General features: G+C 56.1%; 30 protein-coding genes. 14 read left to right on the forward strand and 16 right to left on the reverse strand.

Going from position 1 to position 25888, the window contains the following annotated elements; genetic code table 11:
• Positions 1-171: 171 nt before the first annotated feature.
• The 3 genes from JUK32_RS06275 to JUK32_RS06285 all read right to left on the reverse strand — a co-directional run bounded on the left by JUK32_RS06275 (position 172) and on the right by JUK32_RS06285 (position 4846).
• A complete protein-coding gene (locus JUK32_RS06275) occupies positions 172-1260 on the reverse strand; it encodes a glycosyltransferase family 4 protein (RefSeq protein ID WP_204137993.1) in 1089 nt (362 codons plus the stop codon).
• Between the two features lie 165 nt (positions 1261-1425).
• Entirely contained in the window at positions 1426-2763 is a 1338-nt protein-coding gene (locus tag JUK32_RS06280; RefSeq protein WP_204137994.1) for a peptidoglycan-binding protein, read from the reverse strand.
• Between the two features lie 574 nt (positions 2764-3337).
• The gene (locus tag JUK32_RS06285; RefSeq protein WP_204137995.1) at positions 3338-4846 is read right to left on the reverse strand and encodes a TonB family protein; all 1509 of its coding nucleotides are present in this window, start codon (positions 4844-4846) and stop codon (positions 3338-3340) included.
• Between the two features lie 271 nt (positions 4847-5117).
• On the opposite strand from JUK32_RS06285, the gene JUK32_RS06290 reads away from it, so the two are divergent.
• From JUK32_RS06290 to JUK32_RS06305, 4 genes are read left to right on the forward strand one after another with little or no spacing between them, the layout of a single operon-like run.
• Positions 5118-5786, forward strand: coding sequence for a MotA/TolQ/ExbB proton channel family protein (locus tag JUK32_RS06290; protein ID WP_204137996.1), 669 nt, complete (start codon positions 5118-5120; stop codon positions 5784-5786).
• A complete protein-coding gene (locus tag JUK32_RS06295; RefSeq protein ID WP_204137997.1) occupies positions 5770-6183 on the forward strand; it encodes a biopolymer transporter ExbD in 414 nt (137 codons plus the stop codon). The genes JUK32_RS06290 and JUK32_RS06295 overlap by 17 nt, the downstream gene beginning before the upstream one ends.
• Positions 6184-6218: 35 nt before the next feature.
• Positions 6219-7250, forward strand: coding sequence for an iron ABC transporter permease (locus JUK32_RS06300; RefSeq protein WP_204137998.1), 1032 nt, complete (start codon positions 6219-6221; stop codon positions 7248-7250).
• A gap of 2 nt (positions 7251-7252) precedes the next feature.
• Positions 7253-8071: an ABC transporter ATP-binding protein gene (locus JUK32_RS06305; protein ID WP_204137999.1), complete on the forward strand. Its 819-nt coding sequence runs from the start codon at positions 7253-7255 to the stop codon at positions 8069-8071.
• Positions 8072-8105: 34 nt separating this feature from the next.
• On the opposite strand, the gene JUK32_RS06310 is transcribed toward JUK32_RS06305, so the two are convergent.
• On the reverse strand, positions 8106-8402 hold the full coding sequence (locus tag JUK32_RS06310; protein ID WP_204138000.1) for a hypothetical protein: 297 nt from the start codon (positions 8400-8402) through the stop codon (positions 8106-8108).
• A gap of 13 nt (positions 8403-8415) precedes the next feature.
• On the opposite strand from JUK32_RS06310, the gene JUK32_RS06315 reads away from it, so the two are divergent.
• A complete protein-coding gene (locus JUK32_RS06315; protein WP_204138001.1) occupies positions 8416-10800 on the forward strand; it encodes a TonB-dependent hemoglobin/transferrin/lactoferrin family receptor in 2385 nt (794 codons plus the stop codon).
• A 104-nt stretch (positions 10801-10904) separates the two neighbouring features.
• Positions 10905-11795, forward strand: coding sequence for an ABC transporter substrate-binding protein (locus tag JUK32_RS06320; RefSeq protein WP_204138002.1), 891 nt, complete (start codon positions 10905-10907; stop codon positions 11793-11795).
• A 63-nt stretch (positions 11796-11858) separates the two neighbouring features.
• Here the strand turns inward: JUK32_RS06320 and JUK32_RS06325 are convergent, their stop codons facing one another.
• The 6 genes from JUK32_RS06325 to JUK32_RS06350 form a co-directional block, all read right to left on the reverse strand.
• Positions 11859-12506: a HupE/UreJ family protein gene (locus JUK32_RS06325; protein WP_204138003.1), complete on the reverse strand. Its 648-nt coding sequence runs from the start codon at positions 12504-12506 to the stop codon at positions 11859-11861.
• 3 nt (positions 12507-12509) lie between these two features.
• On the reverse strand, positions 12510-12866 hold the full coding sequence (locus JUK32_RS06330; protein WP_204138004.1) for a nitrile hydratase accessory protein: 357 nt from the start codon (positions 12864-12866) through the stop codon (positions 12510-12512).
• A 73-nt stretch (positions 12867-12939) separates the two neighbouring features.
• Positions 12940-13563 (reverse strand): nitrile hydratase subunit alpha, encoded by a 624-nt coding sequence (nthA, locus tag JUK32_RS06335; RefSeq protein ID WP_204138005.1) that lies wholly within the window; start codon positions 13561-13563, stop codon positions 12940-12942.
• A gap of 13 nt (positions 13564-13576) precedes the next feature.
• Entirely contained in the window at positions 13577-14323 is a 747-nt protein-coding gene (gene nthB, locus JUK32_RS06340) for a nitrile hydratase subunit beta (protein WP_204138006.1), read from the reverse strand.
• Positions 14324-14419: 96 nt separating this feature from the next.
• Positions 14420-14929 carry a DUF1097 domain-containing protein gene (locus JUK32_RS06345; protein ID WP_204138007.1) on the reverse strand — a complete coding sequence of 170 codons (510 nt, stop codon included), beginning with the start codon at positions 14927-14929 and terminating at the stop codon, positions 14420-14422.
• Positions 14930-14958: 29 nt separating this feature from the next.
• Entirely contained in the window at positions 14959-15915 is a 957-nt protein-coding gene (locus JUK32_RS06350) for a GTP-binding protein (protein ID WP_204138008.1), read from the reverse strand.
• A gap of 311 nt (positions 15916-16226) precedes the next feature.
• On the opposite strand from JUK32_RS06350, the gene JUK32_RS06355 reads away from it, so the two are divergent.
• Positions 16227-16721, forward strand: a complete 495-nt coding sequence (locus tag JUK32_RS06355) for an Lrp/AsnC family transcriptional regulator (protein ID WP_204138009.1) — start codon at positions 16227-16229, stop codon at positions 16719-16721.
• On the opposite strand, the gene JUK32_RS06360 is transcribed toward JUK32_RS06355, so the two are convergent.
• The 4 genes from JUK32_RS06360 to JUK32_RS06375 all read right to left on the reverse strand — a co-directional run bounded on the left by JUK32_RS06360 (position 16712) and on the right by JUK32_RS06375 (position 20395).
• Positions 16712-17566, reverse strand: a complete 855-nt coding sequence (locus tag JUK32_RS06360; RefSeq protein ID WP_204138010.1) for an ABC transporter ATP-binding protein — start codon at positions 17564-17566, stop codon at positions 16712-16714. The two genes, JUK32_RS06355 and JUK32_RS06360, sit on opposite strands and share 10 nt — an antisense overlap.
• A 3-nt stretch (positions 17567-17569) precedes the next feature.
• Positions 17570-18382 carry an ABC transporter permease gene (locus JUK32_RS06365; RefSeq protein WP_204138011.1) on the reverse strand — a complete coding sequence of 271 codons (813 nt, stop codon included), beginning with the start codon at positions 18380-18382 and terminating at the stop codon, positions 17570-17572.
• A gap of 1 nt (position 18383) precedes the next feature.
• Positions 18384-19430, reverse strand: a complete 1047-nt coding sequence (locus JUK32_RS06370) for an ABC transporter substrate-binding protein (protein ID WP_204138012.1) — start codon at positions 19428-19430, stop codon at positions 18384-18386.
• Between the two features lie 245 nt (positions 19431-19675).
• On the reverse strand, positions 19676-20395 hold the full coding sequence (locus JUK32_RS06375; RefSeq protein ID WP_204138013.1) for a cysteine hydrolase family protein: 720 nt from the start codon (positions 20393-20395) through the stop codon (positions 19676-19678).
• Between the two features lie 164 nt (positions 20396-20559).
• Here JUK32_RS06375 and nthA (JUK32_RS06380) point away from each other — a divergent pair, with 164 nt between their 5' ends.
• The 5 genes from nthA (JUK32_RS06380) (at position 20560) to JUK32_RS06400 (ending at position 23029) form a co-directional block, all read left to right on the forward strand.
• Positions 20560-21177 (forward strand): nitrile hydratase subunit alpha, encoded by a 618-nt coding sequence (gene nthA, locus JUK32_RS06380; RefSeq protein WP_204138021.1) that lies wholly within the window; start codon positions 20560-20562, stop codon positions 21175-21177.
• 11 nt (positions 21178-21188) lie between these two features.
• Positions 21189-21494 carry an SH3-like domain-containing protein gene (locus JUK32_RS27955; protein ID WP_204138014.1) on the forward strand — a complete coding sequence of 102 codons (306 nt, stop codon included), beginning with the start codon at positions 21189-21191 and terminating at the stop codon, positions 21492-21494.
• Between the two features lie 5 nt (positions 21495-21499).
• The gene (locus tag JUK32_RS27960) at positions 21500-21868 is read left to right on the forward strand and encodes an SH3-like domain-containing protein (protein WP_204138015.1); all 369 of its coding nucleotides are present in this window, start codon (positions 21500-21502) and stop codon (positions 21866-21868) included.
• Positions 21868-22212, forward strand: a complete 345-nt coding sequence (locus tag JUK32_RS06395) for a nitrile hydratase accessory protein (RefSeq protein WP_204138016.1) — start codon at positions 21868-21870, stop codon at positions 22210-22212. Before JUK32_RS27960 ends, JUK32_RS06395 begins: the two co-directional genes overlap by 1 nt.
• A gap of 157 nt (positions 22213-22369) precedes the next feature.
• Entirely contained in the window at positions 22370-23029 is a 660-nt protein-coding gene (locus tag JUK32_RS06400) for a TIGR04282 family arsenosugar biosynthesis glycosyltransferase (protein ID WP_204138017.1), read from the forward strand.
• Here the strand turns inward: JUK32_RS06400 and JUK32_RS06405 are convergent.
• The gene (locus JUK32_RS06405) at positions 22987-23445 is read right to left on the reverse strand and encodes a rhodanese-like domain-containing protein (RefSeq protein WP_204138018.1); all 459 of its coding nucleotides are present in this window, start codon (positions 23443-23445) and stop codon (positions 22987-22989) included. The two genes, JUK32_RS06400 and JUK32_RS06405, sit on opposite strands and share 43 nt — an antisense overlap.
• Positions 23446-23455: 10 nt before the next feature.
• On the opposite strand from JUK32_RS06405, the gene JUK32_RS06410 reads away from it, so the two are divergent.
• Positions 23456-24184, forward strand: coding sequence for a DUF547 domain-containing protein (locus JUK32_RS06410; RefSeq protein ID WP_239112380.1), 729 nt, complete (start codon positions 23456-23458; stop codon positions 24182-24184).
• Here JUK32_RS06410 and JUK32_RS06415 read toward each other — a convergent pair.
• Complete coding sequence (locus JUK32_RS06415) at positions 24166-24900, reverse strand: TIGR04283 family arsenosugar biosynthesis glycosyltransferase (protein ID WP_204138019.1); 735 nt, start codon at positions 24898-24900, stop codon at positions 24166-24168. The two genes, JUK32_RS06410 and JUK32_RS06415, sit on opposite strands and share 19 nt — an antisense overlap.
• A gap of 7 nt (positions 24901-24907) precedes the next feature.
• Between JUK32_RS06415 and ubiG the strand changes: the two genes are divergently transcribed.
• Positions 24908-25690, forward strand: a complete 783-nt coding sequence (gene ubiG, locus JUK32_RS06420) for a bifunctional 2-polyprenyl-6-hydroxyphenol methylase/3-demethylubiquinol 3-O-methyltransferase UbiG (protein ID WP_204138020.1) — start codon at positions 24908-24910, stop codon at positions 25688-25690.
• The last annotated feature ends 198 nt before the right edge of the window (positions 25691-25888 follow it).

The raw sequence follows: 25888 nt of genomic DNA on the forward strand, positions 1-25888 counted from the left end.
CTCAACCTACCAGTATCGAGAGTTGAGCGGAGTCGAAACTCGGTTCATGGGGATCTTTTTTGCGCGCAAGTCCCTAAAGTCAGATTGCTGAGCCCAGGCCGATGCCAACGTAACGTCCAGCCCTCTGCCCCCTCAGGCGTGCATCAAGCTTTACCGACCATCCATACTCACTCAGGTCAGACCGCGAGACAAAATGTCGTGAAACCACTGCTCGTAGCTCTGGGCCAAGGCGGCGAGCGAATATTCGGCTTCGGCCTGTTGGCGACAGGCGCGACGATCCAGTTGATCAATCTGGGCGATCGCCTCGACTAATCCCGCCACGCTATCGGGTTCTACCAGCCAGCCAGTTTGGCCCTGGCGAACGATTTCGGTGGGGCCGCCGCGACGATAGGCAATCACCGGCACCCCGCAGGCCAGGGCTTCGATCGCCACATTGCCAAATGCCTCAACCCATTTAGGGGTCATCAAGAGGGCACGACAGTCACGAATCTCGGCCTGCAAGCCGCGCGTATCCAAAAAGCCCAGATACTGAATCGGGGCCTCAGGATAGGTCGTCTGCAAATGCTCCCAATACCCCCGGTCTTCTAACTTGCCGAGAATCTTGAGAGGAATTTGGGTCGCTTGCGCGGCGGCGATCGCGTCTTCGAGCCCCTTCTCTGGGGAAATGCGCCCCATCCAGCCGAGGGCTGGCCCCGGTACCGCACAAAAGTCGTAAAGCGCCAAATCGACCGCACTGCCAATGGGCCGATACGTCTCAGCCTGGGGCAAGGTCGCCGCTTGCGCCTGGGTACACACCCCCACCGTGCCGGGAAACTGCGTGGTCACTTGCGCAATCACGGCATCCATCGCGTCGGTCAACGAGCCCATGCTGACGTAGTGCGCGATCGGGATTTGCAAGAACGGGGTGAGATAAAACGGCAGCCAGTCATAGCAAAAATGCAACAGCACATCGTAATCCGCCTGCACCTGCTGGGCATACGCCATCATGGCCGATATTACCGATGACTGGGGCATCACAATCGGCGTCTCGCGATCGCTCGTGTGCGCTGTCGGCTGTAGCTGACCGTCGATTTGCACCAGGCGATCGCAATTCTCCAGTAGCGATCGGGCCGGAGCCACGACTGTTACTCGATGACCGCGTTGCTGCAACCCTTGCACCGCATTTTTCACAAATAGTTCCACCCCACCACCGAGGCCGCTCCCCAGAGGCGCAACCGCCGTAGAAACCAGCAAAATTCGATACTTCGGAGCAGCGTCCATAACACCCAGGCAATTGCAACTCAGTTAGCCTCATGATGGTAGCGAATTGCCACCATCATCCAACTGTTACCGCGGATGTCTGCGACCAACTAACCGACGCGATTCATGAGTTCTTCAGGCAGTGACTTCGCAGGGCCAAATCCGGAAAACACCAGCCTTCCAGAGTTATGACGATGAGTGCCCATCATCCGTCAATCGCCTTTGCGGCTGATCGCTTTCCCCCAAAAAACCCGCCGCCTTGGAGGAACTCGGCTTCATTTTATTTAACTGATCAAGGGCCCAATCAGCCGTTTGTTTCACATCCGGGTCTTCATCCAGGGCGGCATGGCCCAACATCTTGCCCGATTGCTTGAATGAATCAAAGATCTTGGTGAGGTCACGAATCGCATTTTTGCGAACTTCAGCATCCTCACTTTGCAAAGCAATCATGACAGCCTGGTTCATGGGCTTCAATGTCTGGCTCGTGATCTCCGCTAGCGCCGCGAGAATCAAACTCTGTTCCCGCGAATCGACCTGAGTCAGCAGACTCACCAAAGGCTGCATCGCGGCCGAGTTGCCCCGCTGCCCTAGTTCCCAAATCGCTCGTCGCCGCAATTCGGGATCCGGCTGCTCCAAATCTTGAATCAGCTCGTCAATGATATTGACCTTCGTCACTCGGGATTCCGTCACGTTATCCAGCGGCGATGGGCTCGGCGGCGGCACGTTCTGAGTCGCCGATGCGGGACTTTGCGGGCTGGCAGGACTGTGCCCCGCTGGGGCCTCCGGTTGAGTAGGCATGGACTGACTCGGGGACGGCGGTTGTGCAGTCGGGTCAGCGGTCTTGGGGGCATCATTCGGGGCGGCGCGCTGCCCTTGTCGCTTGCCCAACCAGAGGGCCACTCCGCCCGCCAGGCCACCCACTACCAAAATGACGGCTCCGGCAACGAGCAACAGCGGGAAGCCGCTGCCCTCAGCAGGCGTAGTTGCCTCGGCGGGATCAGTCGTTCCACCTTCAGGGGTGCCGGTAGCGTCTTCGGTCTCTGCCGCAGGGGCATCAGTGGGCGCAGGCTCAGACTCAAGCGCCTCACCACTTTCAGAGACAGGAGGGAGATCCAGAGTGGGCGAGGCTGCTGGGGCATTGGGAGCAGCAGCGTCTGCCGCAGCAGCGGCTTGTGCTCCGCTAGGATCCGCGAGTCGTTCTTGAGTCAGGGGATCTAAGATGCCGGTACCCACCAATCCCTGATCTTGTTGAAACTGGGTCAACGCCTCTCGGGTCGCCGAGTCGAAAATACCCGTGACGGAGCCGTCGTAATAGCCCAACTCTGATAAACGGTTTTGCAAAGATTGCACCGCTGCCGAGGGCTGCTGTGCCGTGTCCTCGTTCTGGTCGTCAGTCGCCTGGCTCATCAGCGGGCCTGAACTCCATGCCTGAGTGCTGGCTCTGGCATCTTGAGCGATCGCGGCGGTCGTCAAGCCGCAGGTCGCCGCCGATGTCAGCATAATTAGTAGAACACGATTAAACATGTGTATCAGTTATCCAGCTGCTGGCCAATTCTGCACGATGCAGGGTCTTGCTCAATATTCATCACCCGATTCCGGCTTTAAGGTCGCCTTTGATCAGGGGCGTCACAATCCTGACTTTTAGAATACTTTACCGAACACTCCTGCATGATCGGGACGCTAACCTGACACAGACCACATCATCGCCTTCACAGCTTGACCTGGTTGATCAAACGGTGGTATCGAGACTCACACTAGTGCCGTCAGTTGTGAAGCCCTGCTGTGTAGTTGCGTGACCAGTCTGCCCCCTTGAGTCCATACCAGGATACCCGACTCAATTGTAAACAGCTTCTTCACGATGAATCGATTATGGGCACTGGTTAACTGAAGGACAGTGTGTCAGTAAACGTGACAGGCTAGAGAAACGATCAAGGCAATGCTTCTGGTGGCGGGGCAGCGGAGAAGAGCCACAAACTCATTGCCACGTTAACCGCGATTCTTTTTGGGGGACTGCAAACGCAGCCGTTACGACTTGGCAGGTTGAGCAACAGAATGGACGTTTCAGCCGATGAAACCAACATGGAGTGCCCCCCGTTGATTAGTCCGCCGTCGCCTCTTCGTCTGCTGCGGTAGGCTCAGCGATCGGCTCTGCCGCCGGGAGCAATGGTTCGGAGGGACTGGTCTCGGCTGGTTCATCGTTGGCTGGGATAGCGGTTCCCTCTCCAGCTTCAGTGAGGGTGGGGTCTGGGGTCTCTACATCGTTTTCCGTTGCGGAGGTGTCTTCATCATTTGAGGAGACGGTTTCGCTCTCTGAAGCCTCGGCCTGAGGTGCGGCTGGTGTTGCCTCTACTGTTTCTGCGTTTTCTGCTGCGTTGTCGGCAGCATCAGAGTTAGAGTTTGGGGCGGCGGTGGCGGCCGATGCGGGCGGCTGGGTGGGTGAGGTTGTTGCTGTAGGTGTGTCTGCATTAACGGTGGCCGATTCGCGATCGCCCTGCTGTTGGGCGGCGCGATGGCGCTGCGATCCCTCAATCACAAAGGGAATTTCGACGGACACTGAGCCCCCCTGGCCACCGGTGGCAAACTGCCAGCTTTGCAGTGCGGCGAGGGCGGCTTGATCTAACTCGGCATGACCGCTGGACTGTTCTAGGGTGACGCCGATGACGTGGCCATTGGCGCTAAATTGCACGTTCACCACGGGCTGACCTTCGCTTCCGGCGTCTAGGGCCGCTGACGGGTAGGCCGGGCGAGGACAGTGGCGGCAACTCACGGTGCGATCGCCTGCATTGGCGGGCTTGCTGCCGGTATCTGAACTGTCGGTCGCTGGAGCATCCCCCGGCCCCGCCTGATCGGGGCCGATATTGCGAGCCACCGGAGTTGACGGATGGCCCGTCGGCGCGGTGGCGCTGCTGGAGGCCGCTGCCCCGGACGGTTCCCGGTGCTCCGACAGGCGGCTCAATGCGTCTGTCAGCTTACCGTTAGCCGCCTCTAGGGCTGCGCCGTTGCCGCTCATGGCATCTTCAGAAGCAGCTGGCGAGGGGGCGGCGTTGGGGTGGGGGGCATCGTCGGCCATGGGCAACGTGTCAGCGATCGCTTCTAAATCCGGCAATGGTTCAGCTACTTCGGCATCCGGGGAGGAATCTTCGAGGGGCTCCGGCAGGGACGTGTCCTCGGCGCTTTCGCGGGCGGCGGCGGCGGCGGGCGGCGCGATCGCCGCTGATTCCGGTTCCGGGGGAGCGACAGTCAGCTCGCTCGCATTGGGAAGGGCCGCATCACTGCGATCCGAGGCAGGATTTCCCGGTGCGAGGGCAACGGCTGGGGTGGCTGAGGTAGCCCTCGGAGGAGTGGCCGGTGACGGCGCAGTTGCACTAGCCGGACTGGCGGCAGGGGTCGGAAGGGCTGTTTCCGCGATCGCGGCGGGACTGGGCAATACCGTCACCTGAATGCGATCTTCAGGGGCGAGTTGCGCGGCATCCGACGGCGACCACCGCAGTCCGGCCAAGCCACCCACATGCAGACCCACAGCGCCGACCACCCCCCACAGCACCCAGCGCTGGGTCCGAGCTTGCTGGCGATCGCGATAGTCAACACAGTCTCTAGAAAGTGACATTTCTCAAGCCCTAATGAAGTCAAGTCTCATTAATGTTGCTTTTAATTCTCATTTGAGACTAGGCTGATCTCCTGCAAAGATCAAGTTTTTGCTGAATTCAAAGATTTTCAGACGATCCCAATCCAGAATCAATCTTGAGTAGTTTCAATATTTTTACTTGACATCAACTCTCAATAAGCTTACTGTCTCCTTTAAGGTTTTCTACCGATTCTGTCGGACTCGGTAGCGTTGCCATCATTTTGCTCACGCCCTCTGGCAGGGCGATATTCCTATGTCTATTGCTCAAGTCTTAGCGGCTGGGGGCATCGTAATGGTGCCGCTGCTGCTGTTTTCTGTCGTCGCGATCGCCCTCTCGGTAGAGCGAGTGGTCTTTTGGGTTCGCATTCACCGGCGTCAACGGGCGATCGTCAAAGGGTTGCTCCAGACCTACCGCTCGAACCCAACTGCCGCTGATGAACAGTTGCGTCAGCATCTGGATTTGCCCATTGCGCGGATTTTTTTAGAAGCGCTAGAGCTGGACGGGGCCTCTCCGAGTCAGTTCCGCCTGGCCCTGGAAGGCGCGACCCAGGCGGAACTGCCCTTGCTGAAGCGGTTTAACACCGTGTTTCAAACCATCATTGCGGTAGCGCCGCTGTTGGGCTTGCTCGGCACCATTTTGGGGCTGATTCGGTCCTTCGCCTCCATCCAACTTGGCGAGGTGGGCGCGAATGCAACCGCCGTCACCGGCGGCATTAGTGAAGCGCTGGTTTCCACAGCGGCGGGCATGGTGGTGGCCATTTTCACCCTGCTGGTCGCGAATTTGTTTCGGGGGTTGTACAAGCGGCAGGTGGCGCTGCTACAGGAATACGGCAGCCAACTCGAAATTTTGTACGAATGGCACTATCGCGCCACCTTAGCGCCGTCATCGACAACAGGAGAAGCCTATGCGCGTGTGGGATAACGACCCCGAAGAGGCTCTGGAAGTCAATATCTTGCCGATGATTGACGTGATTTTCGCCATCCTCGCCTTTTTCATTGTGTCCACACTGTTTTTGACGCGAGCCGAAGGGTTGCCCGTCAATTTACCCGAAGCCGACAGTGCCATCCCCCAGCGTTCGACGGATTTTACGGTGACGCTCCAAGCTGACGGCACGTTGGCCCTCGATCGCACCCCCATCACCCTGGCGGCTCTACCTACCGTCTTGCAGGCCCAACTCGCCCCTGACCAACGGGCGGTGGTTACCCTACAGGCCGATGAGCAGGTGTATCACGGTCAGGTCATTGCCGTGATGGATGCCCTGCGATCGCTCGACCACGTCGAGCTGGGCATCGCCACCGAGCCGCCATCGACCCCTTAATCTGTGACCTGCTCCAACCTCTGCATGAACCTGCTATGACCATCACGACTCGACCTTCTCCCCAGGCGCTAACGCGCCCCCCTTCCTCCCAGCGAGTCGCGTTAGCGGCCAGCGTGTTACTCCTGGGGCTACTGACCATCGTTTTTTTGTCGCTGACTCACGGCTCGGTGGCTTTGACCGGCGCTGAATTGCTGGCCGCCGCCTTGCGTCAGGGCAGCGACATTCACCACACCATCTTGTGGGATCTGCGCTTGCCCCGCTTGTTAGCGGCGCTGCTCGTCGGTGCGGCGTTGGGCCTCTCGGGCGCGCTGCTGCAAGGCATGTTGCGTAATGGCCTGGCGAGTCCCTTTTTATTAGGCATTTCTGCCGGGGCGGGGCTGATGGTGGTGCTGATGATCGGCCTGAATCTGGTGCAGCTTTGGGTGCCCTTGGGGGCCTGGCTGGGGGCGGTCGTCACGACGCTGCTGGTGTATTTGCTCGCCCGGACGGGCACGACCCTTTCCATTGAGCGACTGATTTTGGGCGGGGTCGCTTTCAGTTCATTGTTTGGGGCCGTTCAATCGTTGCTGCTGCTCAATTCACCAGATGGGCAATTTCAGGCGGCGCTGAACTGGCTCATCGGCAGCCTCAATGGTCGCGGCTGGGCCGAGGTGACCCTGGTAGGGCCGGGACTTGTGGTGGCGGCGATCGCAGGCTGCTTACTCGCTCGTCAAGTCAATGTGCTGTGTTTGGGGGATGACCTGGCCACGGGGCTGGGCACCTCGCTACTGAGATCGCGCTGTTTGATTGGCGGCGTCGCCACTTTGTTAGCCGCCGGGGCCGTCAGTATGGCGGGCTTAGTTGGGTTTGTCGGCCTGATTGTGCCCCACGGAGTGCGTTTGCTGGTGGGCACCGATTATCGACTGGTGTTGCCGTTTTCCACGCTGGGGGGAGCCCTGGTGCTGGCGGGGGCCGATTTGTTAGCACGCACTGGCCCGGTCGAGCTGCCCGTCGGAGCCGTTACGGCATTGCTGGGAGCCCCGGTCTTTATTGCTTTGCTCTATCGTCGTCGCTTCGGAGGTCGCTAATCATGCCGTTAGAAGTGCGCAATTTAGCGGGCGGCTATGGCGATCGCCCCATTGTGGAAGCGGTCAACTTAGCTCTGGCCCAGGGGGAATGGCTGAGCCTATTGGGGGCCAACGGCTCCGGCAAATCGACGCTGCTGCGGGTGATGAGTCGCATCCTGCGGCCCCAGGCGGGGGTGGTTCTACTGGATGGTCGAGACATTCACCAACTGGCACCAGCGGCAACGGCGCGCAAGTTAGCCCTGTTGCCCCAACAGCAAATTGTGCCGGAGGGGTTGACGGTGCATCAATTGGTGAGCCTGGGGCGATCGCCCCACCAGCCCTGGTGGCAGTGGGAGCTGGATGCCGCTGGTCAGGCGCAGGTGGCCGACGCCCTGCACTGGACCGAACTGGAGCCCTACCGCGATCGCCCCGTGGCGGCGCTCTCTGGCGGCGAACGGCAGCGGGCTTTTCTGGCCTTGGCCCTGGCCCAAGCCCCGAAGGTGCTGCTGCTGGATGAACCCACCACCTTTCTGGATTTGCACTATCAGCTCCAGCTGTTGGAGTTGCTGAAGCGGCTCAATCAGCAACAAGGGCTATCGATCATCACGGTGCTGCACGACATCAACCTGGCCGCTCGGTACAGCGATCGCCTGGCCCTGCTGCGGCAAGGTCACCTCTGGAATGTGGGGCCACCCGCTGCCATGCTGACCCCCGACCATTTACGCGCAGTGTTCGACATTGAGGTGGCGCTGATGCAAACGCCTGTCGGCTTACAGATTTGTCCTCTCGCCACCGCCATGCCGGCCCCAGAGTCAGCCCCCTTACAGCCCACGCTGATGTAAGGCGAGTGGCGGGACTGGCTGGCCCCGCGTCGTTTCAGTCTTCTTTCCTCACACACCTGTTCTCTACGCCTACGGTATGAAGCCCCATGAATCCTATGAATTCGTCGTCTTGTTTATTGAGAATTTTTCTTGTTAGTGCCGCTGTTTCTGGCACTCTTGTCGGGGAGTTCAGGCGATCCGCGATCGCGGCCACCCTCCCCTTGGCATCCGCGAGTGACCTGGCAAAAGAGACGGAGACCAGCAGCATAAAATCTTCCCAGCGATCGGACGTGCCATCCTTGGCCCAATCGGTAGCGTCGATAGCTGATTTTGTAGCAACAGCTGTCAACAAGAATGAGTCGCATTTGTCCGTTGATGCAACGATCTTGACCGCTCAGTTAGGGGCGCGATCGCCCGAGGCTGTCCCCGCGATCGCCCCCCAAGCTGTAGACCGCCTGCCCGCGTCAGCGCCGCCCCCCTTTGCCACCGAGGCCAGAGCGCTAACCGAGTCGCCTGAAGCGACGAGGGCGGCATCAGTCATCGCCCAAGCCAGCGAAGATACCGAAGACACCGAAGAGACTGAATCAGAGCCGTTGGAATTTGTCGGCGGCGACACCATTCGCCTGACCGTCACCGGCACCCGTACCCCGATTCGTATTAACGAACTGCCCGCCACCGTCACCGTCTTTGAACTGGAGGATCTGGAGTTTTACCAGTTCCAAAATCTGCGCGATTTGCTGCGCTACGAGCCCGGTGTGTCCGTCCGCGACAACCCGCAATATGGGTTGCAGGATGTCAACATTCGCGGTCTGGAAGGCAACCGCATCCTGTTCCAATTGGACGGCATTCGTCTGCCTGAGCGATTTGAGTTTGGGCCGTTTAACCTTGGCCGAGGCGAGTTTGTGGACTTTGCGACGGTGCAGGCGATCGAGGTTCTGCGCGGTCCCGCCTCGACCCTGTATGGCAGCGATGCGTTAGGGGGGGTCGTCTCCTATCGCTCCCTGGAACCCAGCGATTTGCTGGGCAAAGACGATGACTTTGCCGCTGATCTGTCCACCACGTTCCTGAGTGAAACGGGCGGCTTTGACAATGTGGGTCGCCTGGCTTTTCGGAAAGATGATGACGAACTCGTGCTGGTGGTCAGTCGGCGGGATGGTCGCGAAGCCGATTCGTTTGCCGATCGCGAATTCGTGGACTCCCTGGATGCCGAAAGCACCACTTTTTACGGCAATTTTGTCGGTCAGCTCAGCCCGGTGAGCCGGGTCAGCTTCATTGCCGAAGATCTCAGTCGGTTTACGCGCCGCAACGAGGCCGAGGGCAATCTGACCCTCAACCTGGCGGAAGAGGAAGACATTCTCATCGATCGCTCTCGCCTCAGCCTGACTTATGAGTACGACGACCCCGACAGTCCCTCCTGGGTGAATTACGCGCGGGGACAAGTCTTTTACCAAGCTGCCAACACCCGCGAAATTCTGCGCGAAACGCGGGCGTCGGGGTCGGCTTTTCGCGGCCAGTCCGTGTTTCGCGAAACCGAGAATGACTTTATTGCCGACAGCTACGGCGGTGATGTGCAATTCCGCAGTGACTTCACCACCGGCACAGCCCGCCACCGCCTCACCTATGGCCTGGATATCTCCAGCACATTCAACTCGCGGCCCCGCGATCGCACCGAAACCAACCTGACTACGGGCGAGTCCACCAACGTGATTCCGCCGGATGTGTTTCCGGTCAAAGACTTTCCCGATGGCGATACCCTGCGGGTGGGGGCCTACCTGCAAGATGAAATCGCGATCGGGCCGTTCGACATCATCGCCGGACTGCGGTTTGACTACTACGACTTGCAGACCGACCCCGACCCAGATTTCAGTCGCAATGGGGCCGAGTCAGTGGATTTGGATGCCGCTGCCCTCTCCCCACGCCTGGCGGTGCGCTATCAAGCTAGCCCCGAAATCTCCCTCTATGGTCAATATGCTCGCGGCTTTCGCGCCCCGCTCTACAGCGAAATCAACAGTGGCTTCACCAACCTGACGGGCAGCTTCTTCAAATACGAAACCCTGTCGAATCCCGACCTGGAGCCAGAAACCAGCAACAGCTTTGAAATCGGCGTGCGCGGCGATTATCCCCGCTTTAACTTTGGCGTCACGGGGTTTTACAACACCTATGACAATTTCATCGAAACCTTTGTCGCAGCGGGGGAGCGCTGTTTGGTGCCCGCCGATCCCTGTCCGTTTCTGCCGCCGAGGCTGGGGGGCACGCAAACGGTGACGCAGTTCCAAACGCAAAATGTGGCCGAGGCCAGCATCTGGGGCATCGAGCTCAGCGGAGAATATCGCTTTAGTCCGGACGAGTCTGGCTTCAGCATTTTGGGCAGTTTCGCCTTTGCCCAGGGCGATAACCAAACCGATAACGAGCCGCTAGAGACCATCGACCCGATTACCGGCGTTGTCGGATTGCGCTATCGCGCCCCCAATGACCTCTGGCGGGCTGAATTGATCAGCACCATTGTGGGTCAAGCGCGGGTCTCTGAGGATGCCGATACCTTTGTGCCCGATGCTTATGCCCTGGTGGATTTGGTGGGCAGCTACAATGCCACACCCAATTTGGGCCTCAGCCTGGGCCTGTACAACCTGCTCAACACGGAATATTACGTCTATTCCGATGTGCGCAATCAACCCGACGATGCCCCTGATATTCAACGGTTCTCGCAACCGGGCACGAATGTCCGCCTTGGGGTGAGCTATCGCTTTTAGCGTGCCATGGCTCTCCCATATTCCGGGCGGTGCGTTGGCTACGCCGAACGCACTGCCCATGCATTTCCCCCCACCCGTTTCCATCACTCTGGAGGATTTCGTTCATGACCGCTCGTTGGTTACTCAGCCGTATCGGCATCGTTTTAGTCGGGGCGATCGCCGCTTGCTCAACCGTTACCCCCACCCCCGAAACCGCCAACCCCGAAGCGACCCCGACGGTAACGACTGCAACCGAGTCGACAGAATCAATTGAGGCGATCGTCACCCTCACCACCCTCACCTCAGACCTCATCCACACGCTGGATAGTGACGTCTTGGTGGGCATTCCCGGCAGCCCTATCCTGAGAGAGGACGATCGCTTTGCCGGACTCCCGGTCGTCAGCGAAGGCCGCGCCGAACCGGATTTAGAAGCGATCGTCGCCCTGGAGCCGGATCTGGTCATTGGGGCTGAAGGGTTTCACGATAAATCCCTCGCTCGTTTAGAACAATTAGGCGTTGCGACGCTGGCAGTCAATGTCACCGACTGGGCTAGCCTCACCACCCTGACCCGAGACTTAGCCCAACAACTGGGCGCGGATCCCCAACCCTTGCTCAACCGCTATGCCGCTTGTTTAGCTCAAGCGCCCGCGACCTCACCGAGCGCGATCGTTTTAGTCAGCCGTCAACCCTTGCTGTCCCCCAACAAAGACAGTTGGGCGGGGGACTTTCTGGCCCAATTCAACATCCAAAATCTGACGGCGGACCTGCAAGGCGAAAGCCCCTTTGACGGCTACGTCACCGTATCGGAAGAAAAGTTGCTCACCACTGACCCCGAGGTGTTGCTGATCGTCGATACGGGCGAAAATCTGCTGGCGCAGCTCAAGGGCGATCCCTTTTGGAGCCAACTCCAAGCCACGCAAACCAATGCCGTGGTCACGTTGGATTATTTTGGCCTGGTGAATCCGGGCAGTCTCGCCAGTATCGAAGCCACCTGCGATCGCCTCTCGCAACTTTAAGCGTCCGATCAACGTATTTGGCGTGACTTGCGGCTTAAGTCACGCCAAATACGTCAGCCAAAGCTAGGCCAAAATCACTCCCGATAGGAAGGCTAGCCCGATGCCAGCAAACGCAAAGCCCGCAAACCGTAGACTGAGGGCACCGCTTTCAGTGCTAGGTTGCAGCCGTTTGGCAATGGTGTAGGCCGCTAAACCGATCACCATTTGAATGCTGGCGAAACCCAACAGATAAGCAAATAACGGCCCCATATCGGCCCCGACGATCGCTTCCCCATAGGCGTAGCCGTGGAAGAGTCCGGCGATCGCGGTCAGCGCCATCACCAGGTAAGTCGAGGGCTGCTGTTTGAGCGCCAGAAAAATACCAAACAGCAATACCGATGCCGAGATGATGACTTCTGGCAGGGGTAAGTTGAGGCCCATGAGATGGAGTCCTGTTCCCGCTAGCGCCGCCACGGTAAAGGCGATCGGAATCATTAATCCCAGCCCCATGACGGCGGCCAGCAGACCCACGATGATGACAAACGCCAAATGGTCTAAACCAATGACGGGGTGGCCTAAGCCGGATAAAAAGGCGGCGATCGCCGTGGTCGGCGTACTGCCCCCAAAGGGGTGATGCGCCAGGGCCGGAGCCGCCAGCGCTAAGCTACTCACACCCACGACTCCCGCGACCCCGGGTTTGGTCGCCAGGGTGAAATTAGGTTTACGGTTCATCAATCAGGCCTCCGAATTCTTACAGTTCAACAGTTGAGCCATTTGCGTTGCCAGCTCACCGGCTTGCACCACCCCCGACGCCACCACCACCTTCTCTAAGGCGGCGACCCAGCATTGGTAGTAGTCCCATTCCGGGTCATCTAACTCGTGGGTGGTTTCCCACTCTTTAATCGTGGCCATGAGGGTTTGGCGAAAGTCTTCCCACTCGTAATAGCCCTGTTTGGAAAGGGCGATCGCCACGCCAAAGGCCATCTTTTCCCAATCGCGATCGAAATGCAGGTGCCCATCCTGGCGCGGCGGCGCTTCTTCGGGGTCACCCATTAAGCTGGTCGCCGCAAAATGTTCGAATTTAGTAAACATCGCTCGTGTTTCTCGCTATCCCTAGGCGGAGTCGGGGCCGTTATGCGCCCCCTGAACTCCGCATCTACAGTGGTTAAACCTGGACGGTGGCGACGCCCATCATGGCCTCTGGCGTCAAGAGGGCCGCGAGGGCCGCTTCACTCATGCCTTCAGTGCCTGCGGGCCGCATCGGCAATACCCACCAGCGAATCTGGGCGCTGCTGTCCCACACCCGCACCTCTACCGAGTCGTCGAGCGCCACGCCAAATTCGGACAAGACCTTGCGCGGTTCGCGCACGACTCGGGCGCGAAAGGTCGGATCCTTAAACCAGTAAGGCGGGAGGCCCAAAGTGGGCCAGGGGTAGCAAGAGCACAACGTACAGACGATGATGTTGTGCACCTCGGGCGTGTTTTCCACAATGCGCATGTGCTCGCCTTCGGCTCCAGACATGCCTTCCGGGAAGTCCATTTCCTCGCAAGCGGCATTACAATCCGCCAGCAGCCGCGCCTTAAACTCGGGGTCTACCCAAGCGCGGGCGACTAATTTGGCTCCGTTAAACGGCCCCATTTCCGTTTCAAAATAGCCGAGAATGCTATTCACGGTGTCGCCCGTGATCACCCCTTTTTCAATCAACAACGACTCAAGCGCTTTCACTTTGGCGGCGCTCACGGTTTCGCGATCGGCTCCGTACTCAAATCCTGGATAGTTACTAGGCATTAGGCTTTCCCCCTTAAACGGCTTCTAAATACACTTCGAAAATGTCGTTGTAGTAGAGCGCATTCGGCTCAGTCAACGATGCTGGCCAGATCTCTTCATTCTTGAAGGCCAGACTGTACACGGGCATCGGGACGCCAATGCCATCTTCAGTCGGGAAGAAATAGGTGAAGGCCCCCTCATACACCAGCACGACTTCCGCCGTGTAGCCTTTGAGATGACCGGGCAGGCGGCTATGGTCACCCGGTGAGACGTTTTTCACCCGGACGCGATCGCCCACGCTAAATTTCGGCGGTTCGGGCAAGGGGCGCTTGGGAGAATCCCCTTCCTGCAAATATTTCAAGACTTGGGCGTCGATTTCGGCTGCCCCTCCAGACGGTAAGGGGGCCGCCGCTTTTTCACTGTCCGCTAGCAATTCAGCGGTGCGAGCGTCCAGTTCTTCTTGGGTGATGTAGCCCTCTGAGATGAAGAAGCCAGAAATGCCCCCCAGCCACTTTTCGTAATAGCGCAAGCGGAAGTAGTCAAAGGGATGCATGCCTTCGGCCCCCATGCGGAGGTGGCCCCACGTCCAGAAGCTTTTGAACTCGGTGGGCACTGCCTCGATCGCATAGTCGGGCAGCGAGTCGCCCAGGTGATTGCTGAGCGCCATCATGGCGGTGTGAATGCCAAAGATGCGCTGTTCCCAGGGTTCGACAAAAACCTGCGTTTCGGTATTGATGGGGTCGAGCCCTTCTAGCCCCCCCAGATTGTGCTGTAGTTTCATCAGCGTTATGGCTCCTTGTATCTGATTTGATTTAAGGGATCGAGAGTCTGTCTGATTTGAGTGTTGAAAATTGGCTTAGCTGCGAAGGTAGCCCGGTCATTCGCCTGCCGTGGCGACGGCAGAAGTCGTCATGGCCTTGCCCCAAGCTTCGGAAAGATAGCCGAACAGGTTGCCGAGAATCATGGCGGCGATCGCAATTAAGACCGGGTTGTTGGGCAGGGCAGCGGTGACTGGCACCCCCATGACCGCCACCGTCCCCACGGTTTGCGAAAAGCCCCAGACAATCGCTGGGGTAATGCCGTGGGTAAAGGGCAATTTTGAGGCCTGCACCATACCGGCGCTGCCAATGCCCACACAAATGGCGGCCACCAGAGGACTCGGCCCAATCAAATCGATCGCCAACAATGAGAGGGCGGCAATGATAATGCCGGTAATGTTGCAAGAAATGGACTTCACAAAGCCCCGGACGCCGCCCCCCACAATAAAGAAGGAGGCCCAGGCGGTAAACGTGACCCACACCGGCACCGGAATGACCGTTGCGGTCAGGAAAACATCGACACCACCGAGTACGCCGATGCTGATCGTTAAAGCTTCGGATTGTTTCATGGCAAATTGCGTTCTGGATTATTTTGGGGTTACATCAAACACTCGCTAAAACCACGCTGCAGTTCAGCTTTGTCTAGGTCGCGGCCAATAAAGACCAGCTCATTTCGCCGAGTTTCGCCGGGCTGCCAGGGGCGTCCAGGCCGACCATCCAGGGTCATATGGACCCCTTGAAAGACGAATCGGCGATCGGCATTGTCCATGTCGAGAATGCCTTTCATGCGAAACAGGTCAGGGCCACGGGCCTGCACTAACTGATAGAGCCAGCGATTAAAGTGATCGCCATTGACCACCCCCGATGACTGAATCGAGATTGAGGCAACGGTGGCGTCATGGTCATGAGCATCTTCGTCGAGAAACTCGGGATCAACGCTGAGGGCATTTTTCAGGTCGAAGGCACCGACGCCCAGCACCGTATCCAGCGAAAGTTGGCAATGCTGGGTCGGGTGAATTTTGGCGATCGCATTCATGCTGCGAATGCGCTGCTCCAACTCTTCCAGAATGGGCGGCGACACCAGATCGACCTTATTCAGCAAAATCACATCGGCAAAGGCGATTTGCTCTTGGGCCTCGCTACTGTCCCAATGCTCCCAGATATATTTGGCATCGACGACGGTAACAATCGCGTCTAACATGAGGCGCGATCGCATCACCTCATCCACAAAAAAGGACTGAATGACCGGAGCCGGATCAGCCAACCCCGTCGTTTCAATCATGAGGTAGTCGAAATCTTCAGCCCGCTCCATCAGATTACTGACAATGCGGATCAGGTCACTCCGCACCGTGCAGCAGATGCAGCCATTGTTCATTTCAAAGATTTCTTCGTCAGAATCAATCACGAGCTGATTATCAATGCCTACCTCGCCAAACTCATTGACAATGACGGCAATTCGCTTGCCATGCTGAGCCGTCAAAATATAGTTGAGCAGGGTTGTCTTACCAGCCCCTAAATACCCGGTCAAAACAGTGGTCGGAATCAAGTCTTGCAAAGATAGAAACCTCCATAGAACACCTGGTCTACGCCGAAAAATCAAGCCATCTATGGGACGATTTCATCTCCATAGAAAAGCTCTAAAAAGGCAGTTGATTCAACTTTCACGGTTCGCTTTTTCTGCGAGCAACCAAGATAAATATAAGCAAGATAACGGGCGAAAACTGTATATTAAAAAACATATTAAAAGATACTTTATTCAGATATCTAATTCCTTATGGATGAACATCTAAATTTCCAAGGAATATTGGCTCTGTCGATTAAAAGTGGCTGTTATACTAGTCCCAAGATATTTCAAAACTTAATGTAATGATGACTAACGGTAATGTTGCGATAGAGAATCTAGAAAATCCCGAAATCGATAGTCTTGACCTCAAGATTATTGAGCTTTTACAGCATAACGGCAGGATTCCGTATCGGGATATTGCTCGCTCAATTAATACGCCCGAAGCGACGGTTAGATACCGCATGAAGCGACTGCTGGATGATGGAATTATCACCATCAGCGCTTTTATCAATACCGGCAAGGTCAGGTACGAAAATGTTGCCTATATAGAAATCAAAGTTAAACCTGGTTTCTTTGACACGTCCTTAGAGCAATTAGTCGGCATGGAAAACATTAGTTACCTGTCTGCGGTCACCGGCAAATTCGATATTATGCTGGAGTATATTTATAAAGATAATGAAGACCTACTCGCCTTTATTAACTGGTTAAAAAAGAAAGATACCGTCACAGGATTAAATTCTAGAAATATCTTAAAAATCTACAAGGCTCAATACCCCGCCCGAATTAGTCAGGAGTGACTGGTGGTTTGATGGCCTTTGACAATCGCTAATGAGAAGGGATTTTCCATCGCATCGGGTTCTTCCCCGACCACCCGCTCTAAGTGTTGTTGTAGATCTAAAAAATGCCGATCGTACCGATCATTAAAAACCGGATCAGAGATATCTGCCACTTCCATGATTTGCCCTGGCTGACCCCCGACTACGATCAGCTTTTGCCCTAGCAAAATCGCCTCTTCCACGTCATGGGTGACCATCACCATGGTGGCTTTAGTTTCCTGCCAAATATTCAACAAAAATTTCTGTAGTCGCCGCCGCAGTTGAATATCCAGGGCCGAAAAGGGTTCATCCAGCAGTAACACATCGGGCTGTATGGCCAGCGATCGCGCGATCGAAACCCGCTGTTTCATACCTCCGGAAAGCTGGTGGGGGTAAAGGTGCCGCGCCGGAGCCAGACCCACATGCTCCATCACTTCCTGCACCCGCAAAGCATACTGATGCTTTTGCTTACCGCGCACTTTGAAGCCAAAGCCAATGTTTTGCTCCACAGTCAACCAGGGATACAGGGTGTTTTCCTGAAACACCATGCCGATTTTGGGGGTGATGCCCGACAACGGCACCCCATGAAATAGCACCTGTCCTGAAGTGGGCGCAATGAACCCACCTAATAATTTGAGTAGGGTTGATTTGCCTCCTCCCGATCGCCCCAAAATCGTGACAAAATCTCCCCTCACAACTTCCAGATTAATGCCTTCTAACGCTGTGAACGGCGACTGCTGATGGGCATAAAAGGCTTTCGCCACCTGCTGACAGGCCAGAATCGCTGGGTGTTGACGTTCGTATAAGGCTGAGGAATGACTACTCATCGATCAAATCTTCCACCAGAAAAACTTTCTCTGAATCACCAACAGCATTCGATCAACGGCAAATCCAGTAATGCCAATAATACAAATGCCCAGCAGAATCAGATTGCTGTTGAACAGGTTACGGCCAGTCATCACCACTGTGCCAAGACCATCTCTTAACCCGGTCATTTCAGCCGCCAAAACGGCCATCCAGGCGGCAATAAAATTGAGTCTGAGCAGGGTAAATACGCCGGGCAAAACGGCAGGAATGATGACAAACTTCCAGCGGGCAAAGTTGCCGCCCCCAAGATTTTCGGCGGTCACCAACAAGTTTTCGGGGATTCTTTTGATTTCCGCGACGGTGGCAATGGTCAGGGTAAAAAAGACCCCCATAAACACAATGAATACCGCCGTCAGGTTGCTGACGCCAAACACCACTAACGCCAGGGGCACCCAAGCGATGGGCGCAATGGGCGCAATCAGCCCCAAAATGGGCAGGATAAACAGTTCTGACCACTTGGAAAGGCTAATTAACAGACCACACACAATTGACCCCACAAAGGCCACCGTCATGCCCGAGATGACCCGGATCAAGGTGACGATGACGGACTGGTGAATGGAGGCCGACTGAGATCCTAGGCCAATTTTGAAATCGCTCTCAAAGAGCACCGGCAGAAACTTAGAGGGTGGGGGTAAAACCTGGGCAATGGGGTTTTCAGGATTCGCGCCAATGACTTCCCAAATGCCGACAAAAACGGCGCAGGAAATCACCCCACAAATCAGGGGCAGCAGCGATCGCGACATCCCACTTGACCAGCCAGAGTTGCCCTTCACCATCCTATTTCTCTAGCTCTTTCACAATCGAAACATCGAAAATGTCTTGCGCCGGAACATCCGCCTGGATGTACTCCAGCTGCACCATCTTATCGACCACGGTTTGGATGGCATCCAGGTCAGGGGTAAAGGTAATGGGGGCGGGCTGAGTGTTGAAAGCGGTCAGCAACACCTCATCTTCCACTCGGTAATAATTACCATCAGCCAGTAGCGCGATCGCTTGTTCCGGGTCGGTATTGATCATCTCTGCGGCACATTGCAAACCCTTGATATAAGCTTCCACCACTTCAGGACGCTCGTTAAGGGTTTTCTCCAACACGCTTACCACGGTGTTCGGCGTGGTGGGCGACCAGACTTCAGCATTGTCGGTGATGACATTCGCATCACCAGCGGCGACAAACTGCGTGGTGTAAGGCTTGATGTGACTCAGAATATCGACTTCGCCCAACCGAAAGGCATCGACCATCGCCAGTAGGTCATCAAAATAGACCATCTCAAAGGCGGCTGGATCAATGCCAGCCTGTTCAAAGCCGTCCACCAGAATCAACTCCAGGGTGTCGCCCCGCAGGGTGGCAACTTTCAACGGCTGGTCGGGAGTTTCGGCGACCAAAGTCGCCAAGTCAGCGATGGACGCAACGCCGTATTCGCTGTCAATGATCACCTGCATGACGCCCCATCCCCCAGCCGCTGCCACCGTTTTGATGGGCACACCGCTATTTGCAGCAAAAAACGGCAGGGTAAAGGGATTAGTGCTGAAGTCGATCTGGCTACCAGCCAGGGCCGCATTGTTATCGCCCGGATTGGTGAAGAACACCGTCTCCACCGCCAATCCATTCTGCTCAAAACAACCCGATTCAACTCCTACGAATAACGGAGCCATATCCAACGCCACTAAGTGACCCGCTTTAACCGAAATTAATTCATCATCAGGCACGGCCTCTGCGTCCTCTGGCGCAGGTGCTTCAGTCGTTTCTGCGGGGGGCGATGCCCCACAGCCCCCGACCAACAAAGCACCCAATGCGGAAAGAATCAAAATACGCTTCGACAGCATAGGAACACACACTTCGATCGCTATAAAGCTTGACGAGACTAACAGGGATGATTGCTGGTCGCTATGCTCAAGAGCCAAATCCTCATCAGGCATAGACCCAGCAACCGCTTGGCTTTGAGAGTAAAGGCATCAGCTCATGAGTTTTGTAGTGAAGGGTACAACTTTCGCAAAAAATACTGTCATTCTTTGCTTATAGAACAACTTGTTGGCTTTTTGTCTGCGCATTTCGCAAAAATAGGCCGCGGTCACTGATGTTTTTTCCCCGGAGAACCGGCATCTAGCGTTTCGGTTTGAGGGGTAAGCGGGATCTGGTAAAGCCTTGAAGAATGCGCCACCCAACCTAAGACGCCCCCTTCAGATTGCAGAATGTGAATCGTGGCATCATGGTCGGCGCGATCGAACGAAGCGCAGCAGTCATCCAACAGCAGGCAGTGATAGCCCAAATCGCTGGCATGACGATAAGTGGCTAACACACAGCATTGCGTGGTGACACCAGTGATGAGGAGGTGAGTGATATTTTGACTGCGGAGTTTATGGTCAAGCTGGGTGTTGACAAAACAAGAATGAGCCGGTTTATCTAGTTGTATTTCATGGGGAAGGGGGCTCAGTTCATCAATGATTTCAACGCCCTTTTCGCCCTGAACTAAAAACCGCCCCATCTTTCCGGATTCGCCAATTGGCGAACCGGCATTGGCATATCGTCGTTGTTTGCTAAAGGTTAAATCAGACAAATCAGGCGCATGGCTTTCACGGGTGAAAATGACCTTCAACCCCAATTTTCGGGACCAATTCAGAAGAGTCTGGATTGATGGGATAATAGCTCTGACTGCCTCTAACCTCAGATTGAGTTCACTGCTGTTGAAGCCGTCGGGATGACAAAAATCATTTTGCATATCAATAACAAGCAGGGCTGTATGCTCTAAAGGGAGCTCAAATGGGTGGGTGTAGGTTTTAATTGTTGTCATCAAAGTATTCCAGAGGGTTGATTGTTTTAGTCTGAAATTCTACTCTAAGTTTTATCGTCTTTTGGGGGCTATTTATTTGTGAATGTCCAGTTTTGATCAGAAACTTTCTGGGGAATTTTCATCCAATTGCTACCGCATTGATGTCCGTTACTGTTTGCGAAATCATGGCCCATACTCACCGCCCCGAGTCCGATATTGCGCTCCGCGTCAAAGCGATTGAGTCACTGCTCGTCGAAAAAGGCATCGTCGATCCGGCGACCCTGGATACCATCATCGATGCCTACGAACACCGAATTGGGCCTCACAATGGGGCACGCATTGTCGCCAAAGCCTGGGTAGATGCCGATTACAAGCAGCGGTTGCTCGCTGATGGCACCAGTGCGATCGCCGAACTTGACCTGACGGGGTTCTCCAGCGAACACATGGTAGTGGTGGAAAATACCCCTCAAGTTCACAACCTGATTGTTTGCACCCTCTGCTCCTGCTATCCCTGGGCGATTTTGGGCTTGCCGCCCACCTGGTACAAATCTTTCGCCTATCGATCGCGGGCCGTGATCGAACCGCGCAAAGTACTGCAAGAATTTGGGTTGGACATTCCCGATGACGTGGAAATTCGAGTTTGGGACAGCAACGCCGACTTACGCTATCTCGTGCTGCCCGAGCGGCCTGCGGGGACTGCGGGCCTGTCGGAAGCAGCGCTGGCCGATTTAGTCACCCGCAACGCCATGATTGGCACCGCCCAGGTGCCGCCCCCGGAACCGCCTTCCACCCTTGCCGCTTAGGAGAATCTGCCATGAACGGTCCCCACGATATGGGTGGCATGCACGGCATGGGTCCCATTCCCATCGAACCGGATGAACCCGTCTTCCATGCGGAATGGGAAGCCAAGGTTTTTGCCATGAGTTTTGCCACCTTCTGTAACTTTTTTCCGGTGGATGAAACCCGCCATGCCTCAGAGCGGATGCCTCCGGGAGACTATCTCAGTTCGGCCTACTACGAGCGGTGGCTGTATGCCCTGGAACGGTTGATCACCGAGCATAACTTGGTCACCCCCGCCGAAATTGAGCAACGGATTGCTGAGTTGGCACCAGGAGAATAAGCACAATGGCTATCGAAACCAGCAATGAGTGTATGAGTGTTTCCCAAGCTAAAGCGCTGTTAAAGCATGGCGTTGAATGCCGTGGCGTCAGTGATGACCCACCCCAATTTCAGGTGGGAGACGTTGTGCGCGCCAAAGTCATGCATCCCATCACCTACACTCGCCTGCCCCGCTATGTACGCGGCAAAATTGGCACCATCACTAAAGTGCATGGCGTTTACATCTTTCCAGACACAATGGGGCAGCGTTTAGGAACCAAGCCTCAGTACGTCTACAGCGTGCGCTTTGCGGCGCAGGAACTCTGGGGGCCAGACGCTGCTTCCAAGGACGTGCTCCACATTGATTTATTCGATGACCATTTAGAGGCCACTTGATGCCGATGCCACCTCTCCAAGATCCGCTCCCTTCCCAGTCCGGTACTGGCAGGTCGAAGGCCGACCAGGAACCCGTGTTTAATGCACCCTGGGAAGCGAAAGCCTTCGCCATTGTGAATCAGTTGACCACGCTGGAGCACTGCACCTGGCCGGAATGGACCCAGTATTTGTCAGCGGCGATCGCCGCCACAGAAAACGCCGATCCTGGTGCCATGACCTATTACGAACAGTGGATCATGGCTTGCGAAAAACTACTGGCTGACAAAGGATTACTAGACGCCCAGGCGATCGACCAAAAAATGCACGAATTAGCCAGCGAAAAAGAAGCAGAGCATCGCCATTAACGCCAAAGTCTTTCAACACCACTCGTTTCCCCTGGCCCGGGCTGCGGTGAAGGCGTTGACGTTTCTCTAAGTGCTGCTGATCCTCCCGGTTGAGCCTGATCAACGCCAAACGGTATTACTTTAGAGAAAGAAAAAGAATTTGCGTCAGGGGATAACCATGACCACGATCGCGCCAACTGTCGCCACCCTCATCATGGTGACCCGATTTCCCCAGCCGGGGCGCACCAAAACTCGACTGATTCCCACGTTGGGGGCCGCTGGGGCGGCTGAGTTGCAGCGCTGTATGACCGAGCTTTTGGTGGCGCGATTACGAGGTGTTTGCGATCGCGCCTCTCTAGCTTTGGAAGTGCATTTTGCCGACGGCTCTTTAGCCCAGATGCACGATTGGTTGGGCGATCGCGTGACGTTGAAGCCACAAAGTGCGGGCCATCTGGGTGAAAGACTGCACAGCGCGTTTCTACAGAGATTTCGGGAGCGGGAACAGCCGATCTTGATGGTCGGGAGTGACTGCCCCGATTTGGACGAAGGACACATCACCCAATCCCTGACGGCTCTCAATCACCATGATGTGGTGCTCGGTCCCGCCCACGACGGCGGCTACTACTTAATTGGTCTTAAGCAGGCCCAACCCCATTTGTTTGAAAACATTAGCTGGGGGCAAAGTTGCGTCCTCGCAGAGACAATCGCGATCGCGGCTGCCCAGGGACTCTCAGTGGCCCTACTCGAACCGCTCCGTGACATCGACCGTCCCGAAGATTTACGCCTCTGGCAGGCTTATTCTGGCGACTCCAACAGCATCCCCCAGGTGCGATTGTAGGGATGTACCGCCTGGGTCGGCTCCCCATCAACGACCAAAGGCTGACCTTGGTTATGCCATTCAAAAATGGAGCCCTCTAAGTTCATAACGTGGGTGTAGCCAGCATCTTGCAGCTGCTGAGCCAATCGGGCGGAGCGATAGCCCACCGAGCAATACACCACGATCGCGGCATCAGCGCTCACTGCTGACTGTTGCACGGCGGCCAAGGTCGGTGAATGGTGCGCCCCAAGCAAATGGCTGACGGCGTATTCTTTCGGCTTGCGGGCATCGATCAGGACGGGTGGTGGCAAATCGCTCGCCAACCAACTCGCCAGTTGACCCGTCGAAATTTGCTCAACGGTCGGAAACCGTTGCTGAATCAGCCGTTTCACCAACATCCAGGCTAGATTACGAATTGGATTTAAGCCGCCAAACACGGATAATTCCTTGAGTGTTGTTGTCCGAGAACCCTGTCTGATGCCTGACTTTGCCCCCTGGGATTCCATGCTAAAGCGTTATGTCAATGACGGTGGCCAGGTGGATTATGCGGCCTGGCAGTCGGAGTCTTGTCAGGAGTTGAACAGTTGGCTGGAATCGTTGCAGTCCAATAACTTCAGTCAATTGGGACGGGAGGAGGCGATCGCGTTACTGATCAATCTCTACAACGCGCTGACGATTCGCCAAGTCCTCCAAACGTATCCCATTGCGTCGATTCGACCGACCTTCCTGGGCTTGCCGAACTGGTGGGCGTTTCTCCGATTTTTCAACCACCCGGTGTATCAACTCGAGGGTAAATCCTTGAGCCTCAATGGCATTGAACATGGCCTGCTGCGGGAGCAGTTTTCAGAACCGCGCCTTCACTTTGCCTTAGTCTGCGCGTCGGTGGGCTGTCCCCTGCTACGCGCCGAAGCCTATGAACCGGCTCGACTAGATGAGCAACTCACCGCCGATGCCCGCCGCTTTATCCGCAATGACGATAAAGTTCGCTATGACGCGACTCAGCGGATCCTGTACTGCAGCAAGATTTTCCAGTGGTACAAAACGGACTTGTTGACCGTGGCTGACTCTATCCCTGCCTACATCAGCCAGCACCGCCCGGAGCTGGATCTGCCCGATCGCGTCACCGTCAATTTTTTGCCCTACAGTTGGGCGCTCAATCAGCGCACATCGTCATAAAACTGCTTGAGCCAGGTCGCCGACACCCCCATGGCCCACAGCGACCCGATCGCGAAATAAATGAAGTTGGCTTTGAGGCTGCCCCACTGCGCCACGCGGCGATCGGAACTTTGCACCACCCGATTGAGCTGACGAATGCGGCCTAAATTAGATAACCGCAGACAAAGATCCGCATCTTCCATAATCGGTAGGGCGACATCAAAGCCGCCGCAGGTCCAAAAATCGCGACGGCGGCAAAAGATCACTTGATCGCCAAACAGCACCCGCAGCCCCTTGCGAAAAAAGCGATAGGGCCGAAATATCAGCGGGGCGTAGTAGGTTTTGAGCGCATTGTGCAGCGTGAGGCCCCAGCGGGTGGTCTGCGCGCCCGCCATGATGGAGATAAAGCCACCCCCCGCGATCGCGGGATTCGCTAAGGTCTGACGCAGCACCGTGACCACATCGTTAGGCACGAGGGTGTCACCGTGAACGAAGCACAGAATCTCACCTGTCGCTAACTCTGCCCCGGCATTCATCTGTGGAGCCCGTCCCCGTTGGGTCGCGGTAATCACCGTGGCCTGATGTTGGGCAGCGATCGCGACAGTGGCATCGGTACTGCCCCCATCCACCACAATAATTTCGTGGGCGGGCGGATCAAGAATTTGCAGGCATCGCAGGGTGCGCCCCAGGCCACTCGCTTCGTTAAAGACAGGGATAATGATCGAAACCTGAGACACAAGCCAAATGGTGCGCAACGATCTCGCATTTTACGACCAGCAAGCCGCCCAATGGTGGGATGACACCGCTACCATCTTTCCGCTGAGTAAGCTGAACCCCCTGCGGTTCCAATTTTTCGATCAACACGTGCCGGATTGGCGCGGTCTCCAGGTGTTGGATGTCGGCTGTGGCGGCGGCTATACTTGCGAATTTTTGGCCCAGCGCGGGGCGGCAGTCACTGGCATGGATCAGTCAGCAGCGTGCATCGCCGCCGCACAAGAGCATGCGCGATCGATGGAACTGACGATTGACTATCGCCCGGGTGTGGCAGAACAGTTGCCATTTGGGAGCGATCGCTTCGACATCATCACCTGTGTCGATGTGTTGGAGCATGTGCAGAGTGTACCCGCCACCATTGCGGAAATTGGTCGGGTGCTCAAGCCCGGTGGCCTGTTTTTGTTCGACACCATCAACCGCACCTGGCAGTCCCGTCTCTTGATGATTTGGCTGTTAGAAAATTGGTTGCGGCTAATTCCCCAGGGCCTTCACGATTGGGAACGGTTTGTGCCACCGGAGGAGTTGACGGCAAAGCTCCAGCAAACCGGATTCTCGGAGGTAAACATCCAGGGATTCGATCTGTTCGGGCGCAGTCCCCTGGCGCAGTTACAAACCCTTTGGCATTACTGGCAAACTAACCGCTTTCGAGCCCAATTTGACGACAACACCCAGGTTTTCTACATCGGCACTGCGCGCAAACAGGGACCAGATGCCCCAGCTCTCAATCACCGCCCCCCTTGGTCGTCTGTTTGAGTTGATTGAGTGGCACCTCATCAGCATCTAGAATTCAGGAAGCTGACCGCAGGTCGGTCAGGCAATCCCCAGCCCAACGACACTGAGCGGGCAGTGGCTTGACCATCGAATCGCACAGTGGGGGAACTGCAACTAAATAAAGTACCCGTTCAATCCGGTTTCGACTTCGCTCAACCTGCCAGTATCGAGAGTTGAGCG

This window comes from Halomicronema sp. CCY15110, from assembly GCF_016888165.1.
Classification (GTDB): Bacteria; Cyanobacteriota; Cyanobacteriia; order Phormidesmidales; family Phormidesmidaceae; genus Halomicronema.

What these genes read in the sequence shown, in the direction of transcription:
- JUK32_RS06325 (WP_204138003.1), bottom strand. Translation starts at nt 12,506, where the DNA reads ATGAACCGTAAACCTAATTTCACCCTGGCGACCAAACCCGGGGTCGCG.
- nthB (WP_204138006.1), bottom strand. Translation starts at nt 14,323, where the DNA reads ATGAAACTACAGCACAATCTGGGGGGGCTAGAAGGGCTCGACCCCATC.
- JUK32_RS06320 (WP_204138002.1), top strand. Translation starts at nt 10,905, where the DNA reads ATGACCGCTCGTTGGTTACTCAGCCGTATCGGCATCGTTTTAGTCGGG.
- JUK32_RS06275 (WP_204137993.1), bottom strand. Translation starts at nt 1,260, where the DNA reads ATGGACGCTGCTCCGAAGTATCGAATTTTGCTGGTTTCTACGGCGGTT.
- JUK32_RS27960 (WP_204138015.1), top strand. Translation starts at nt 21,500, where the DNA reads ATGGCTATCGAAACCAGCAATGAGTGTATGAGTGTTTCCCAAGCTAAA.
- JUK32_RS06345 (WP_204138007.1), bottom strand. Translation starts at nt 14,929, where the DNA reads ATGAAACAATCCGAAGCTTTAACGATCAGCATCGGCGTACTCGGTGGT.
- JUK32_RS06370 (WP_204138012.1), bottom strand. Translation starts at nt 19,430, where the DNA reads ATGCTGTCGAAGCGTATTTTGATTCTTTCCGCATTGGGTGCTTTGTTG.
- nthA (WP_204138005.1), bottom strand. Translation starts at nt 13,563, where the DNA reads ATGCCTAGTAACTATCCAGGATTTGAGTACGGAGCCGATCGCGAAACC.
- JUK32_RS06400 (WP_204138017.1), top strand. Translation starts at nt 22,370, where the DNA reads ATGACCACGATCGCGCCAACTGTCGCCACCCTCATCATGGTGACCCGA.
- JUK32_RS06280 (WP_204137994.1), bottom strand. Translation starts at nt 2,763, where the DNA reads ATGTTTAATCGTGTTCTACTAATTATGCTGACATCGGCGGCGACCTGC.
- JUK32_RS06305 (WP_204137999.1), top strand. Translation starts at nt 7,253, where the DNA reads ATGCCGTTAGAAGTGCGCAATTTAGCGGGCGGCTATGGCGATCGCCCC.
- JUK32_RS06330 (WP_204138004.1), bottom strand. Translation starts at nt 12,866, where the DNA reads ATGTTTACTAAATTCGAACATTTTGCGGCGACCAGCTTAATGGGTGAC.
- nthA (WP_204138021.1), top strand. Translation starts at nt 20,560, where the DNA reads ATGGCCCATACTCACCGCCCCGAGTCCGATATTGCGCTCCGCGTCAAA.
- JUK32_RS27955 (WP_204138014.1), top strand. Translation starts at nt 21,189, where the DNA reads ATGAACGGTCCCCACGATATGGGTGGCATGCACGGCATGGGTCCCATT.
- ubiG (WP_204138020.1), top strand. Translation starts at nt 24,908, where the DNA reads ATGGTGCGCAACGATCTCGCATTTTACGACCAGCAAGCCGCCCAATGG.
- JUK32_RS06285 (WP_204137995.1), bottom strand. Translation starts at nt 4,846, where the DNA reads ATGTCACTTTCTAGAGACTGTGTTGACTATCGCGATCGCCAGCAAGCT.
- JUK32_RS06375 (WP_204138013.1), bottom strand. Translation starts at nt 20,395, where the DNA reads ATGACAACAATTAAAACCTACACCCACCCATTTGAGCTCCCTTTAGAG.
- JUK32_RS06365 (WP_204138011.1), bottom strand. Translation starts at nt 18,382, where the DNA reads ATGGTGAAGGGCAACTCTGGCTGGTCAAGTGGGATGTCGCGATCGCTG.
- JUK32_RS06395 (WP_204138016.1), top strand. Translation starts at nt 21,868, where the DNA reads ATGCCGATGCCACCTCTCCAAGATCCGCTCCCTTCCCAGTCCGGTACT.
- JUK32_RS06300 (WP_204137998.1), top strand. Translation starts at nt 6,219, where the DNA reads ATGACCATCACGACTCGACCTTCTCCCCAGGCGCTAACGCGCCCCCCT.
- JUK32_RS06355 (WP_204138009.1), top strand. Translation starts at nt 16,227, where the DNA reads ATGATGACTAACGGTAATGTTGCGATAGAGAATCTAGAAAATCCCGAA.
- JUK32_RS06295 (WP_204137997.1), top strand. Translation starts at nt 5,770, where the DNA reads ATGCGCGTGTGGGATAACGACCCCGAAGAGGCTCTGGAAGTCAATATC.
- JUK32_RS06290 (WP_204137996.1), top strand. Translation starts at nt 5,118, where the DNA reads ATGTCTATTGCTCAAGTCTTAGCGGCTGGGGGCATCGTAATGGTGCCG.
- JUK32_RS06360 (WP_204138010.1), bottom strand. Translation starts at nt 17,566, where the DNA reads ATGAGTAGTCATTCCTCAGCCTTATACGAACGTCAACACCCAGCGATT.